Below are 14,198 nucleotides of genomic sequence, written 5' to 3'. Positions count from 1 at the left end.
CACTGACCTCAATGATCTATCTCTGCCTGGGCGGGCTCCACCCTCAGCTACCCACGAGAAGGTGAGGAGTAGCACACGTGTTCGAGTCTACCTACGCATCTGCGGCACCGCAACACAATTCGCTCAGCCTGTGGATAACTCGTCGAGGGCGCCAATGGGCGTCCGAACCCCTCAGGCAAGATGCCTCAGGTGACGTACAGTTCGCCGACTTTGTCTGATCTCGTGAGCACGCTGCTGGTGGATCAGACCGATGACCACCACTTCGTGGCCACGCAGCTCGACAATCCCAGCCACCACATCGCCGGCGGTCATCTCGCCGGCCAGGTGCTGGTGGCCGCGAGCCGGACCGCGCCGGGACGCAGCGCGCACAGTCTGCACGTCTATTACCTGCGTGCCGGCGATGCCCGTAAGCCGGTCGAGGTCCAGGTCGACGCCGCACGTGACGGCGGCACGCTCGCGACGCGCCGCATCACGGCCCTTCAGGACGGCGAGATCCTGCTCGAGGCGCTGGCGTCGTTCAGCACCCCGGTCGACGCGCTCGACTACCAGGCGACCATTCCTGATGTGCCAGAACCGCTTTCGGTACCGACCATGGCCGAACAGCTTGCCGACTACGCCGATGAATCAGGCGGCTTCTGGGTTCGCGACCAACCGTTCGAGCTGCGGTACATCGATCCACACCCGCGGCTGGCCAAGGATTCGCCGGATTCGGCGCCGCATCTGCGGATGTGGTGGCGCCCGACCGACACCATCCCCGAGGACCCGGCCCTGCACGCCGGGCTACTGACGTACCTGACCGGCACCACGATGCTGGAGGCGGCGATGATCCCGCGGGGCGCGCTGCCGGCGCACACCTTCTCCGCGCTGATCGACCATGCGCTGTGGTTCCACCGGCCGGTGGATCTGAATGACTGGGTGTTGTCCGACCAGACCTCGCCGAGCGGCATCGGGGGCCGCGGACTGGCGAGCGGCACGATGTACAACCGCGCGGGGCAATTGGTGTGCGTTGCCACGCAGGAGCTGTATTTCGGTCGTGGCTAACAATCCGGGGCCCGGAGCGGTCCCGCTCACCGGGCGAAACGCGCGGTCGTTTCGTCACCATTGGCAAGCCCTCTCGGGTCGCTGCCGCTAACATCGGTGCCGGTAAAGCACATTTTTCACGGTGTCCCCGGCGAACTTGTGTGGTGAAACCGCACCAATGGCCGCGATTCAGCGGCTACTGTCTGCGGGGATGCCGGACAGAACGCCGGATACACAAACCTGGATAACGGGAGGCCATTGATGAGCGGCTACCAGACCGTGGTCGTCGGTACGGACGGATCGGATTCGTCACTGCGCGCTGTGGAGCGCGCTGCCCAGATCGCCGCGGGGGCCAATGCGAAGTTGGTCGTGGCAACCGCCTATTTCCCGCACGCCGATGATCAGCGTGCGGCCGATGTCCTGAAGGACGAGGGTTACAAGGTCCACGGCGACGCGCCGATCTACGCGATCCTGCGTGAGGCGCGCGACCGTGCCGAGGCGGCAGGCGCGACTCAGGTGGAAGAAAAGGCCATCGTCGGCGCTCCCGTCGACGCGCTCGTCGACCTGGCCGAGAATTCCAACGCTGACCTGCTGGTTGTCGGCAACGTCGGTCTGAGCACCATCGCCGGCCGCCTGCTGGGCTCGGTGCCCGCCAACGTGGCCCGGCGCGCCAAGGTCGACGTGCTGATCGTCCACACCTCGTAAAGTTCGATTGTCTGGGGCCCTCGGCGTACTGCCGGGGGCCTCAGTTTTTTTCGTGCCCGTAAAGTTCGGGTCATGGCTCGAAGAAGTCTCGTCCGTGCGTCATGGGTGACGTTGTCATTGGCCGCCACACTCATCGCCGGCTGCGCGGGCAAGAACCCCGCCGTCACACCTGCGACGACATCCGCGATCGCGTCGGAGACCGAATCGACGATCCCGACCGTCGCGCCTCCCGACCCCAACGTGGCCAACAACCCCGCGGTGACTGCCGCGCAGGCGAGTGTGGTGCGAGTGCACGGCATCGCCCACAGCTGCCGAAAGCGGTTGGAGGGCACCGGGTTTGTGGTGGGACCCAAGCGCGTGATGACGACGGCGCACGGCGTCGCGGGGACCGACGAAGTGTCGGTCGAGGTCGGCGGCACCAAGTACAACGGCCAGGTGGTGTCGTTCGACCCGAACATGGACATCTCGATCCTCGCAGTGCCGGACCTGCCGACCGCGCCGTTGATGTTCTCCGAGGCGCCTGCCGTCAGCGGTGCCGACGCCGCCGCGCTCGGCTTCCCGCACGGCGGCCCGTACGAGGCCAAACCGGTGCGGGTCCGTGAGGTCATCAAGCTCCAGGGACCGGACATCTTCCGCACCGGCACGGTGACGCGCGAGGTGTACGCCCTCAGAGGCGCTGTGCAGCAAGGGAATTCGGGTGGTCCGCTCATCGACCTGGACGGCCGGGTGCGCGGTGTCGTCTTCGGGGCCGCGCAGGACGACCCCGACACCAGCTTCGCATTGACCGCGAAGGAAGTCGGCCCCCAGCTGGCACTGGTCGGCAACACCCAACCCGTCCCCACGGGCCAGTGCCTGGGCTGACCAGCCCAGCGTCTACCAGCCGCGCGCCCGCCACTCCTCGAGATGCGGCCGCTCGGTGCCGAGCGTGGTGTCGTCGCCGTGGCCGGGGTAGATGACCGTCGAATCGGGGTAGACGTCGAACACCTTGCGGGTGACGTCGCCGAGCAGCCGCTCGAAGTCGCCGTCCTGCCAGGTCTTGCCGACGCCGCCGGGAAACAGGCAGTCGCCGGTGAACAGGTGGGTGACCTCACCGTCGGCGCCGCGCAGCGCCAGCGCCACCGAACCCTCGGTGTGACCCTGTAGGTGGATGACGTCGAAGGTCAGGTCACCGATGGTGATGGTGTCGCCGTCGGTGAGGATGCGGTCGGGCTTCACCGGCAGCGGCTCGGCGTCCAGCGCGTGCGCGGCGGTGGGCGCACCTGTGGCCTCGGCCACTTCCGCCAGGGCCTGCCAGTGGTCGAAGTGCTGGTGGCTGGTGACGATGAGTTCGATGTCCGGCGCCTGCGACCTGATCAGCTCGACGAGCGCCGGTCCGTCGTTCGCGGCGTCGATGAGCAGCGTTTTTCCGGTTGCGGAACACGTGATGAGGTACGCGTTGTTGTCCATCGGTCCGACCGACGCCTTGACGATCGTCGCGGCGGGAAGGGTGCGACGGGCCGCGGTGCCCGCATCGACATGGCCGGTGTACGTGTCATTGACGACTGTCATGACGCCACCGTATCCGGACTTGTCGGTGGGGACACCTAGCATGGCGATGTGGTGTCTGGATTGCCCAGACCGGTGAAGGGATACGTGTGTCGGACCGTCTGATCGTCAAAGGTGCGCGCGAGCACAACCTGCGGGGAATCGACCTTGACCTGCCCAGAGACTCGCTGATCGTATTCACGGGCCTGTCGGGTTCGGGCAAGAGCTCGCTGGCGTTCGACACCATCTTCGCCGAGGGGCAGCGTCGCTACGTCGAGTCGCTGTCGGCATACGCCCGCCAGTTCCTGGGCCAGATGGACAAGCCGGACGTGGACTTCATCGAGGGCCTGTCGCCCGCGGTGTCCATCGACCAGAAGTCGACCAACCGGAACCCGCGTTCAACCGTCGGCACCATCACCGAGGTCTACGACTACCTGCGTCTGCTGTACGCGCGCGCCGGTACCCCGCACTGCCCGGTGTGTGGTGAGCGCATCGCGCGGCAGACGCCGCAGCAGATCGTCGACCAGGTGCTCGCCATGGACGAGGGCATCCGGTTCCAGGTGCTCGCGCCCGTGGTCCGCACCCGCAAGGGCGAGTTCGTCGACCTCTTCGACAAGCTCAACGGCCAGGGCTACAGCCGGGTCCGGGTCGACGGCGTCGTGCACTCGCTGACCGACCCGCCGAAGCTCAAGAAGCAGGAGAAGCACGACATCGAGGTGGTCGTCGACCGGCTCACCGTCAAGGCCAGCGCCAAACAACGTCTGACCGATTCGGTCGAGACCGCGCTGGGTCTCGCGGACGGCATCGTCGTCCTCGAGTTCGTCGACCGTGACGACAACCACCCGCAGCGTGAGCAGCGCTTCTCGGAGAAGCTGGCCTGCCCCAACGCGCATCCGCTGGCCGTCGACGACCTCGAGCCACGGTCGTTCTCGTTCAACTCGCCGTACGGTGCCTGCCCGGAGTGCACCGGTCTGGGCATCAAGAAGGAAGTCGACCCCGAGCTCGTCGTGCCGGACCCGGAGCTGACGCTCGCCGAGGGCGCGGTGGCGCCGTGGTCCATGGGCCACAACTCCGACTACTTCACGCGCATGATGGCCGGCCTCGGCGAGGAGCTGGGCTTCGACATCGACACCCCGTGGAAGAAGCTTCCGGCCAAGGCGCGCAAGGCCATTCTGGAAGGCTCCGACCACCAGGTGCACGTCCGGTACAAGAACCGGTACGGCCGCACGCGCTCCTACTATGCCGACTTCGAAGGCGTGCTGGCGTTCCTGCAGCGCCGCATGGAGCAGACCGAATCCGAGCAGATGAAGGAACGCTACGAGGGCTTCATGCGGGACATCCCGTGCCCCGAGTGCGCCGGCACCCGCCTCAAGCCCGAGATTCTGGCCGTCACGCTGTCCGCGGACGATGACGCGAAATCCATTGCGCAGGTGTGTGATCTGTCCATCTCGGACTGCTCGGCGTTCCTCAACGCGCTCACCCTCGGTCCCCGCGAGCAGGCCATCGCCGGCCAGGTGCTCAAAGAAGTGCAATCGCGGCTGGGCTTCCTGCTCGACGTCGGCCTCGACTACCTGACCCTGTCCCGCGCGGCAGGCACGCTGTCCGGTGGTGAGGCACAGCGCATCCGGCTGGCCACGCAGATCGGCTCCGGTCTGGTCGGTGTCCTCTACGTGCTCGACGAGCCGTCCATCGGCCTGCACCAGCGCGACAACCGCCGGCTCATCGACACCCTGGTCCGGCTGCGCGACCTCGGCAACACGCTGATCGTCGTCGAGCACGACCTCGACACCATCGCGCACGCCGACTGGGTCGTCGACATCGGTCCCGCGGCCGGTGAGCACGGTGGACAGATCGTGCACAGCGGCACCTACAAGGAGCTGTTGAAGAACACCAAATCGCTTACCGGCGCGTATCTTTCGGGCCGGGAGCAGATCGAGGTGCCGGCCATCCGCCGGCCCGTCGACCGCAAGCGGCAGATCACCGTCGTCGGCGCACGCGAGCACAACCTCAAAGAGGTCGACGTGGCCTTCCCGCTGGGCGTGCTCACGTCGGTCACCGGCGTCTCGGGCTCCGGCAAGTCGACGTTGGTCAACGACATTCTCGCGACCGTCATGGCCAACAAGCTCAACGGCGCCCGCCAGGTGCCGGGCCGGCACACCCGGATCAACGGCCTCGACCAGCTGGACAAGCTGGTGCGGGTCGACCAGTCGCCGATCGGCCGCACGCCGCGGTCCAACCCGGCCACCTACACCGGTGTGTTCGACAAGATCCGCACCTTGTTCGCGGCGACCACCGAGGCGAAGGTCCGCGGCTACCAGCCCGGCCGGTTCTCGTTCAACGTGAAAGGTGGCCGCTGCGAAGCATGTTCAGGTGACGGCACCATCAAGATCGAGATGAACTTCCTGCCGGACGTGTACGTGCCGTGCGAGGTGTGCCAGGGCGCTCGCTACAACCGGGAGACCCTGGAGGTGCACTACAAGGGCAAGACCATCTCCGAGGTCCTCGACATGCCCATCGAGGAGGCCACCGAGTTCTTCGAGCCCATCAGCTCGATCCACCGGTACCTCAAGACGCTCGTCGACGTCGGCCTGGGCTACGTGCGGTTGGGCCAGCCGGCCCCGACGCTGTCCGGTGGTGAGGCGCAGCGCGTGAAGCTGGCCGCCGAGCTGCAGAAGCGGTCCACCGGGCGCACCGTCTACATCCTCGACGAGCCCACCACCGGCCTGCATTTCGAGGACATCCGCAAGCTGCTCAAGGTCATCAACGGCCTGGTCGACAAGGGCAACACGGTCATCGTCATCGAGCACAACCTCGACGTGATCAAGACCTCGGACTGGATCGTGGACATGGGTCCCGAAGGCGGCGCCGGCGGCGGCACCGTCGTGGTGTCCGGCACGCCGGAGGACGTCGCGGCGACTCCGGACAGCTACACCGGTCAGTTCCTCGCCGAGTTGTTGCCCGCCGTGGTGCCGGATCCGCCGAAGGCCAAGCGGCGCAAGGTGAGTGTCTGACCCGGAGGAATAGGGGTTTCCCTTATATCCGCGGGACTGCGACCGGTCTAGCGTCGAATCGGACAGGAGACGCGATGTCCATGTCAACGCACGCTGCACTAACGGCCACGATGATCGGTGCTGCGGCGGGCTGGCTCGCCGGTGCCGGCCCAGCCGCCGCAACCCCTTTCGCGCCGACAGCGCCGTCGCCGCCGCTCGCCCCCGCCGACTGTCAATATTCGATCTTCGGCCACGACTCCGTGATCGAGCAGGACAACGGCATCCAGATCCACGTCGTCTGGGCGGGTAAAGATGGCGGCGGCACCGCCAGCTATAGCTCTCAGGGGTTCGATTGGGCAGGGCCCATCCGAGGCGGAATTGTCAACGGAACCAACAAGCTGGACTTCACGGTGGCCTTCGAACAGACCGCCGGACGCTACGACCGCCCCAATCCTCATTCACCGACGAATCACTACACGGGCACTATCGATTCGAACTCGAGCGCGAGCGGAATCACGGTCAACGACAGCGGCGTCTCCAACCGATGGACCATATCCGACCCAGCGGGCTTCGGATGTGTTCGTCGCTAGCCGGTCCCGCAGGTCTGGCTCAGCGGTGACGGGAAGCGCGGCTTGACACGCACGCCGTCGAGCCAGTCTGTCAGTTCGGATGCCTTGCGCTGCAGCGTTTTCCGTGCTGCGGCTCCGACGTCTTCGACGTATTGCAGCTGCACCCGGCCGTCGACGTCCTGACCCCAGGCGCCGACGACACGGCCGTCCCACCACACTGTGGGACCGGCGTTGCCCGAGCGGTCGAACAACTGGCCCGCGTGCGGGCCGAGATACCAGGAACGCACCTGCCAGCCCATGACGGTCGGGTCCAACCCGGGCAGCAGTGCGCCCCTGGGTGCAACCGGGGGAGTGTCGTCGAGATCGTCGGGTAGGACGAATCCGGCGTCATCGCAACCCTCGAGGGCGACCTGCACCGCGTCGATCGAGCGCAGTCCGTCACGCGCCCACGTCAGTGTGTGACCGAACCACCACTTGATGTCAGTGGCCGTGGCCGGCCCGAACGTGCGGAGCCAGGTCCGCAGCAAGGTGTCGCGTGCCGCATCAGGCTCCATCGCCACGACGGGTTCAGCCAGCCAGTGCGACGCCGCGGCCCACAGCGGCCGCGATGTCGTCCACATGCCGTCGTTGGGGCCGCGCAGGATGTGCCCCTGCGCGGACAGCACCGTCATCACCCGCGGGGCGACGGGAGTGCTTCCGCCCCAGGTCTTTCCGGGCGCCGGATCCCAGCTGCCCGCCAACTCGGGCAGCGCGGCCCGCAGCGCGGCAGTGCCGGCCGTCAAACCCGCTTCCAGGTGCTGACGCACCGCAGCCGATGCCAGCTCGAGCCACGCCGCGCCGTCGGCCGCGATACCGGACTTCTCGATGTCACCGATCAGCCGCTTGCGCTCGGTGGTGGCCACGCGGTCGCTGGCCGCCGCCTGGACCGCAGGCAGGTCCGCGGTGTGCACGACCCACAGCGTCCGGCGCATGGCCATGTGCTTGACCAACTGCCGGTCCCGGTACAACGCCGCATCGAGATCGTCCACGACGAAACCGGGCAGTCGGGCCCACAGGGAGAGGTACGGAGTTGCCGGATCGGTGCCGTGCAGGCCGACCAGCGCCCGGGTCACCTCGGCGGGGCTCGAGGCCGAATCGCTCAGGAAATGGCGTTGCGCCAAGCGTTTGCGGCGCTCGGCGATGGTGAAGGTACGCAAGTCAGCCGTCGTGCATCGAGCGACGGATCTGCTCGAGGCGTTCCGCGGCAGCTTTCTGGCGCGCTTCGTACTGTTCCTCGACCGAACGGCCCTCGGGGGTGTCCGCGGCCAGCTCGGCCGAGCCGATCGCGGTGCCGTACCGGTTCTCGATCTTCTCGCGCACCGACTCGAAGGTCGGGACACCGTCGGGGGTGTAGCCCGGATCGACAGGCGGGGACACCGGCACCGGGGCGGGCGCCGCATCCAATGGCACGATCTCGGCGTCGATGGGCTCGGTTTCGTCGGCCATGGCTTCACCGTACCGCGCCACAAAGTTGGGATCGGTAGCCGCGGCGCCCGCGTGTACTTACCGCACGACGACGCCACTGGGGCGGCGTAACGAAGAAGGGAAACCCTCTGACATGAACATCAATCGCACTCTGGCCGCTGGTATCGGCATGCTGGCCGTGGGCGCCACCCTCATCGGCTGCTCCACCGACAAGGCGGACGGCCCGAAGGCGTCCGGTCCGGGTTCGGTGAGCAACGGCGGCGGCAACACGGTCGTCAAGGTCGAGGGCCAGGACCTGGCCGGCCTGGACCTGAAGTCGGTGACCTGCGTGAAGCAGGGCGGCAGCATCAACATTGCCAGCGCACCCATCGGTGGTGGCGCGCAGGGCCTCGGCGTCGTCATGACGGACGCTTCGCCGCCGAAGGTGCAGTCCCTGGGCCTGGTGGTCGACGGCAACGCGCTCGCGGTGTCGGAGATGGGCGGCATGAAGACCGGCTCGGCTGACGTCAAGGTCGACGGCAGCACGTACACCATCACCGGGCAGGCCGCCGGTGCCGACATGAAGAACCCCATGGCGGGGATGATCTCGAAGAACTTCGAGATCAAGGTGTCCTGCGGCTGACATGCCCGGGGCTGCCCGAGCGGCGGGTGCAGACCATGCATCCGCCGCTCGACCTATGATTCGGCCGTGTCGATCACCGGCGAACTCGCCCGCGCCCGCGCGCTGATGTTCGCCGCCGACGAGCAGACAGCCAAAGAACTGCTGCTGTCGCTGATGCCCGCCATCGAAGCCGCCGACCGCGATGACCAGATGCTCGAGGTCTTCGCCCAACTCGGCGAGATCTATCTGATCCGCAGCGCCCTGGACGGGGTGCGCGAATGCATCCGTCGTATCGACGACTGCCTCGACATCTACGCATCGATCCTGGCCGGCCGCGCGCCGGCCGAGATCGTGGCGCAGATGACCATGACCCCGGAGGACGCGGATCACATGCTCAGCCGCTACCGCCGCCGGGCCACCTTCCTGCGGACCGGCCTGTCCGCCGCGATCGGCGACCACGAAGGGGCGGCCGCGTCCCTGACCGCGCTGGACGGCCCGTCCCCATACTCCGATCTGGACGACGAACACACCTATCTGCTGACCCACGCCCGCATCCTGTGCGCGCTCGCGCTCTGCGACGACGATCTGCACGTCCGTTCGGTGCCGCTGTGGGAGGACGTGCTCGCCGCGATCGCTCCGCCGGCCACCACCCCGGAGCGGGAATACCTCTGGCTCGCCGGGGCGCTCGGCTACGCACGGTTCTGCATCGACACCGGCAAGGTGGACGAGGCGTTGCCGTGGCTGCGCCGCGCCGAGGCCCGGGCGCAGGCTCGGGGCTGGGAATTGGCCGCGGCCCGAGCGAAATTGGAGCGGGCGGCGGTGAGCTGGCTGGCCGGCGACCAGGAGGGTACGGAGGCGCTGCTCACCGCCGCGTATCCGGAGATCGCTCGCCAGGCGCGGGCCCACGAGGTGTCGCGCTGCTGGCTGTACTTCGGACTCACCCGACTGGCCGCCGGTGCCCTGCAGGCCGCCGACGAATGCTGGGGACACGCCGAACGGCACTGGCGCGAGCTGGGCAAGCCGCTGCACGTGCACCGCATCTTGTTGCAACGCAGCTGGATCGCCATCTTCCGGGGCCGCTACGACGACGCCCGGGCTCTGATCGATCAGGCCCGGACCTGCCTGGATTCCTCACCGCGCAGCAGCTGGTTGCAGTACGCCCGGCTGGATGACCAACTCGGCACCGTCTGGCGTGCCGAGGGACTGGCGGATCTCGGCTTCGATGCCGCGGGTGATCCCGCCGACACCTGGGCACAGGCCGAAGCCCGCTACCGCGGTGGGCTCGGGACGTGGTCCACCGAACCCGGCACCGACCAATACCGTTCCGGCATGGACAAACTGGCCGCTGCTGCCGACCTGAAGTTGCCCGCGGCGCTGGCTGTCGACTCGGTGCGCTATTCGATCACCGACGCCGATGCCCGGTCGCGATGGGCTGCCGGGGTGGCGGCACCCCTCCTTGCCGGTGCGTTCGCGGTCGCCTGGGAATCGCAGGATCCGGCGCTGGTCGGCGAACTGATCGAATACCACAGCGCCCGAGGGGCATTCAGCGTCGACGCCGCGACGGGCGCCACGATGGAGTGGGCCCGCGCCACCACGACAGCCGCACCGGTTCTCGACGTCGACGAACTGGCGTCGGTCGCGTCGGGCCCGGTCGCCGTCGGCGCCGCCGGTCTCATTCGGCTCGGGCCGCTGCCGCCGCTGCAGATGGAGCCCGACGGTGCGCCGGTGCTGGCGCGCTACCGCGAGCTGGCCCAGACGCGCTATGGCCGCGCCGTCACCGCGGACCAGGAGGCGTGGTCGACATGCCCGTAACCCAGGACACCGCAACGACGTTGGTGCTCCGCTTCGCCGACATCGGTATCGCGACGTACGTCAGCCTCCGGGTCGTCGGCGCACCGGAGCGGCTGGTCACCTGGGTGGTGGCCGAGGATGTTCTGCTGGCGGTGACCTCCGCACTGGCCGAGGCCTTGCCGGATCCGCTTGACGGGGAACAACTTTCCGAGGCATTGACCCGGTCATTGGTGACCGGTCCGTTCGCTGCTGTGGCACGCGAGCGGGAGCTCGCCCGGCTGCTCGGGGCCCTGCTCCCTGACGAAGCGTGGGATCTGCTGCGGCAGTGCACCGCTGACCCGGAGCTGCCGGTGCTCTTTGTCTCGCCGAGCGCCCGCCTGAGCCGGGTGCCGTGGGGCCTGCTCGCGCAGTCCGGCGGAACTGGCGACGAGCGCCTGATCGAAGTCGCCGACCTCCTGCTGGCGGTGCCGCCCAACATCGCGAACGCGCCACGCAGGCAGCTCCAACCAGCGGACGGGCCGCCGCTGCTGGTGCTGGACCCGAAAGTGCCCGGCCAGCGGCCGGATTCAGCGCTCGGCTCGGTGCTCGGCCGGCCCGCGCCGGACACCGTGCTGGCCCGGCACTTCGGCGAGCGGCCGGCCCTCCCGGCGGTCAGCACCCCCGTGGAGCTCTTCCGCCGCGGCGACGCCGACCGGCACTGGCTGGCGGAGCAGCTGGCGCTGCGCCCGGCACGGCTCGTGTACGTCGGGCATGCCAGTGCCGCTCCCGACCGCGACGGCTCGGCCGACCAGGCGGCGCTGCATCTGGCGGAGCCCGAGCCACTGACGGCCGCCGACATCATGGTGATGGGATTGCCGATCCCGCCCCGGGTCGCGCTGCTGGCCTGCGCATCCGGCGCCGACTACCGGTTCGACGAGGCCACCGGACTGGTCGCGGCGATGATCCTCGGTGGCGCACAGGTGGTCACCGCGACTCTCTGGTCGCTGCCCACCACCGCCGGATACCGGACGGCCACGGCCGGCGCCGCCGACCCGATGGCGGAGGCGATCATCGCCGTCGACGCCGCGCACCAGGCGACGACACCGGCTCGTGCCGTGAACCGCTGGCAACGAGACTGCCTGCAGCGCTGGCGAACCGGAGACGCCACACTCAGCCCCGTGTACTGGGCCGCGCTGATGACCTTCTCCGTCGACGGGGCACGCTGATGACCGTTGGGCCACAACCACGTCGTGCCGTCATTGACGCCGCGTGGCGCGAGATCGGGCCCGGTCTCGAACTGCTGAGCAGTCCCGACGGCGGTCCGCTGAGCCGCGCGGTGAAGCGCATCATCGATCCGTTGGTGCTCCGGCTGCGGGCGCACCCCGAATACTCCGCGCCCGTCGTCGCCGCCGACGTCGCCGACGAGATGCGCCGGGTGATCGTCGACCACGCGGTTCAGTTGCGGGCCGCGGCACAGTGGTTCGCGTTGTTGAAGGCGCAGCGCCGGCGCGACCGGATCACCACCGGCAATGCCCAAGAGCTCTACTTCCCGGTGTGTTTCGAACTGGCCGCGACCAGAGGCGCTCCAGGACAGGATGATTCGCGCATCGTCGTGGAGGCGCTGCGCGACGTGCACGGCGATCGGGACCGCACCGCGGTCGAGCGGCTGCACGAGTACCTCGCCGATCCTGCGGTGCTGGAGACGTTGTCACGTCAGCTCGATGCCGGCTGGGACGATGTCAGGGCGGGTGACGCGCCGTACGAACCGTTTCTCGCCGGCCTGACGACGGTGCTCGGCCCGGACGGTGGTCACAACGCCGATGCTGCGCGGCAACGGGTCTGGACCACGCTGATCGCCGACAGCACCCCGTACAACTTCGGCGCCCGGATGCGGGACGCCGCGCCGGCCGCGCCGTGGTCGGTCGACCAGATCGGTTTGTGCGGTGCCGCACCGCAAGCCAAGCCGACGGTCGCCGGCTCCCGCGCCGCCGAACGTCCCCTCGACCGCAGCATCGTCGACCGGGTCCGGGCGACGCTGCGCCGTGCCCTCGACCGCGACGAGTTGCCCGACCTGCCGACCCTGTGCGCCGAAGAGGCCGACCGTGCGGCCTCGCCGTGGGGGCTACTGGCCGAGGACAACCAGGCCACGCTCGTCGCCGGCATCGAGATCGGGGTGGACCTGGCGCCGCTCGAGGTGAATCACCGGACGCGCTACCACCTTTCGGGCCAGATTCAGGCGCGGCTCCGCAAAGAGGCGTACGTGCTGCACGCCCGTCGCTATTTGACCGACGGCGGACCGGTGCACCCGCGGCAGCAGCAGGTGGTGGACGACCTCGGCGCGTTCGTCCGTCCCTATGTCTCGCGGCTGTGGGCCCGCCTGCACGGACGTGACGTCTGGCAGGAACCCTGTGACGACGCCGGCGAGGTGCGCGGACTGCTGGACGGGGTCGCCCGGTCGGTCAGTCTCGATCATCGCCAGCGCATCAAGGCGATGCTGGAATTGGAGGCGGCAGGATGAAACTCACTGTCGATTCCGGATTGTGGGCTTTGGGATCCGAGGTTGCGGCACCGCCGGAGGTGGCGGTGCTCGAGGTGAGCGGTGCGGTCCTCGCCTGGACGATCCACGATCCGGCGCAGGCGGTCCGGATCACGTTCACCGATCTGTCCGCGGCCGACTGGTTGTGGCGGCTGGTCGGCGAGGCCGGACACGTCGCGGTGGTCGCCGCCGCCGAGACTGCCGACGTGCTGCTGCTACCCGAACCCCTTGCCGCACTTCGCCGTCTGGCCGTCGGGCACTGGCTACGGCGGTGGTGGCCGGCCAGCGCCCGCGACGGCATCAACCCACTGGACCCCGCGGTGCTGGACGCCGAGGTGGCGCTGTCGACGGCGGCGCTGCAGGACTACTTCACCGAGGACACCCTGGATTCGGACATCGCCGGGCTGCTGGCGCCGCACCGACAGGCGTTGGCGAGTACGGCGGCATCCGGGGACCCCCGGATTCTCGGCCTCGTCCGCAGCTGTGTCGACCTCGCCGACGATGCCGGACTGGGGGACTGGTCGGAAGTCCTTGCGGCCCAGGGGCCACCGCGGCAGGACGACTATGCGCTCGCCGCCGGGCAACCCGGTGCCGTCGGCGACGGGGCCATCGCCGACGGCATCGCGTCGGTCTCGTGGACCGCAGTGCCACCGCGGACGTTCGACGCTGCCGAGCACACCATCGACTGGTCCGTGTGGGCCCGTGACGGTGCGGTGGTCGCCGACATCCGCGTGGCCACCATCGGTCCCGCGGACGGCATCCCGGTGCGGCTGGACTCGGGTTCGATCGGCGGCGGCGGCACGCTCGACATCGACGGAAACGCGACCGTGCCGCTGTCGGCCACCGAAAACCAAGCGTGGGGCCACGATTGGACGGACACCGCCGTGACGGTGGGTGCCGGGACCGGCGAGACGGCAGCGGTTCGGGACCGGGTCCGGCGCTACGTGCGGGCCCGGCTGGCGGCGCCCGGTGCCGACGCGTTCCTCGCCGAGATCCTGGCCGCCGAAGCCGACTACTAG

Annotated in this window: 13 protein-coding genes; 10 read left to right on the top strand and 3 right to left on the bottom strand. The window is 68.7% G+C overall.

Annotated elements, in window-relative coordinates; translation table 11 throughout:
• Positions 1 to 180 precede the first annotated feature (180 nt).
• From ACJH6H_RS22740 to ACJH6H_RS22730, 3 genes are all read left to right on the top strand, one after another.
• The gene (locus ACJH6H_RS22740; RefSeq protein ID WP_212814076.1) at positions 181 to 1,041 is read left to right on the top strand and encodes an acyl-CoA thioesterase II; all 861 of its coding nucleotides are present in this window, start codon (positions 181 to 183) and stop codon (positions 1,039 to 1,041) included.
• A gap of 240 nt (positions 1,042 to 1,281) precedes the next feature.
• The gene (locus ACJH6H_RS22735; RefSeq protein ID WP_020103294.1) at positions 1,282 to 1,725 is read left to right on the top strand and encodes a universal stress protein; all 444 of its coding nucleotides are present in this window, start codon (positions 1,282 to 1,284) and stop codon (positions 1,723 to 1,725) included.
• 72 nt (positions 1,726 to 1,797) lie between these two features.
• Entirely contained in the window at positions 1,798 to 2,586 is a 789-nt protein-coding gene (locus tag ACJH6H_RS22730; protein WP_256445387.1) for a MarP family serine protease, read from the top strand.
• 12 nt (positions 2,587 to 2,598) lie between these two features.
• Here ACJH6H_RS22730 and ACJH6H_RS22725 read toward each other — a convergent pair whose 3' ends face one another.
• A complete protein-coding gene (locus ACJH6H_RS22725; RefSeq protein WP_212814078.1) occupies positions 2,599 to 3,273 on the bottom strand; it encodes an MBL fold metallo-hydrolase in 675 nt (224 codons plus the stop codon).
• 86 nt (positions 3,274 to 3,359) lie between these two features.
• On the opposite strand from ACJH6H_RS22725, the gene uvrA reads away from it, so the two are divergent.
• Together uvrA and ACJH6H_RS22715 are read left to right on the top strand one after the other, a co-directional pair.
• Positions 3,360 to 6,260: an excinuclease ABC subunit UvrA gene (gene uvrA / locus ACJH6H_RS22720; protein WP_212814080.1), complete on the top strand. Its 2,901-nt coding sequence runs from the start codon at positions 3,360 to 3,362 to the stop codon at positions 6,258 to 6,260.
• A gap of 74 nt (positions 6,261 to 6,334) precedes the next feature.
• On the top strand, positions 6,335 to 6,829 hold the full coding sequence (locus ACJH6H_RS22715; protein WP_212814083.1) for a hypothetical protein: 495 nt from the start codon (positions 6,335 to 6,337) through the stop codon (positions 6,827 to 6,829).
• Here ACJH6H_RS22715 and ACJH6H_RS22710 read toward each other — a convergent pair.
• Both ACJH6H_RS22710 and ACJH6H_RS22705 read right to left on the bottom strand, forming a co-directional pair.
• On the bottom strand, positions 6,826 to 8,004 hold the full coding sequence (locus tag ACJH6H_RS22710; RefSeq protein ID WP_212814085.1) for a winged helix DNA-binding domain-containing protein: 1,179 nt from the start codon (positions 8,002 to 8,004) through the stop codon (positions 6,826 to 6,828). The genes ACJH6H_RS22715 and ACJH6H_RS22710 overlap by 4 nt on opposite strands.
• A gap of 1 nt (position 8,005) precedes the next feature.
• Complete coding sequence (locus tag ACJH6H_RS22705) at positions 8,006 to 8,293, bottom strand: hypothetical protein (protein WP_212814087.1); 288 nt, start codon at positions 8,291 to 8,293, stop codon at positions 8,006 to 8,008.
• A 112-nt stretch (positions 8,294 to 8,405) separates the two neighbouring features.
• Between ACJH6H_RS22705 and ACJH6H_RS22700 the strand changes: the two genes are divergently transcribed.
• The 5 genes from ACJH6H_RS22700 to ACJH6H_RS22680 all read left to right on the top strand — a co-directional run bounded on the left by ACJH6H_RS22700 (position 8,406) and on the right by ACJH6H_RS22680 (position 14,198).
• A complete protein-coding gene (locus ACJH6H_RS22700) occupies positions 8,406 to 8,894 on the top strand; it encodes a lipoprotein LpqH (RefSeq protein WP_371824553.1) in 489 nt (162 codons plus the stop codon).
• Between the two features lie 66 nt (positions 8,895 to 8,960).
• Positions 8,961 to 10,685 (top strand): hypothetical protein, encoded by a 1,725-nt coding sequence (locus tag ACJH6H_RS22695; RefSeq protein WP_212814089.1) that lies wholly within the window; start codon positions 8,961 to 8,963, stop codon positions 10,683 to 10,685.
• Entirely contained in the window at positions 10,667 to 11,869 is a 1,203-nt protein-coding gene (locus ACJH6H_RS22690; RefSeq protein WP_371824552.1) for a CHAT domain-containing protein, read from the top strand. The genes ACJH6H_RS22695 and ACJH6H_RS22690 overlap by 19 nt, the downstream gene beginning before the upstream one ends.
• On the top strand, positions 11,869 to 13,161 hold the full coding sequence (locus tag ACJH6H_RS22685; RefSeq protein WP_212814095.1) for a hypothetical protein: 1,293 nt from the start codon (positions 11,869 to 11,871) through the stop codon (positions 13,159 to 13,161). Before ACJH6H_RS22690 ends, ACJH6H_RS22685 begins: the two co-directional genes overlap by 1 nt.
• Positions 13,158 to 14,198: a hypothetical protein gene (locus ACJH6H_RS22680; protein ID WP_212814098.1), complete on the top strand. Its 1,041-nt coding sequence runs from the start codon at positions 13,158 to 13,160 to the stop codon at positions 14,196 to 14,198. Before ACJH6H_RS22685 ends, ACJH6H_RS22680 begins: the two co-directional genes overlap by 4 nt.

It is taken from the genome of Mycobacterium sp. SMC-21 (assembly GCF_045310825.1).
Classification (GTDB): domain Bacteria; phylum Actinomycetota; class Actinomycetes; order Mycobacteriales; family Mycobacteriaceae; genus Mycobacterium.
The sequence above is the reverse complement of the archived record's forward strand: the minus strand, read 5'-3'. Positions and strand labels throughout refer to the sequence as shown.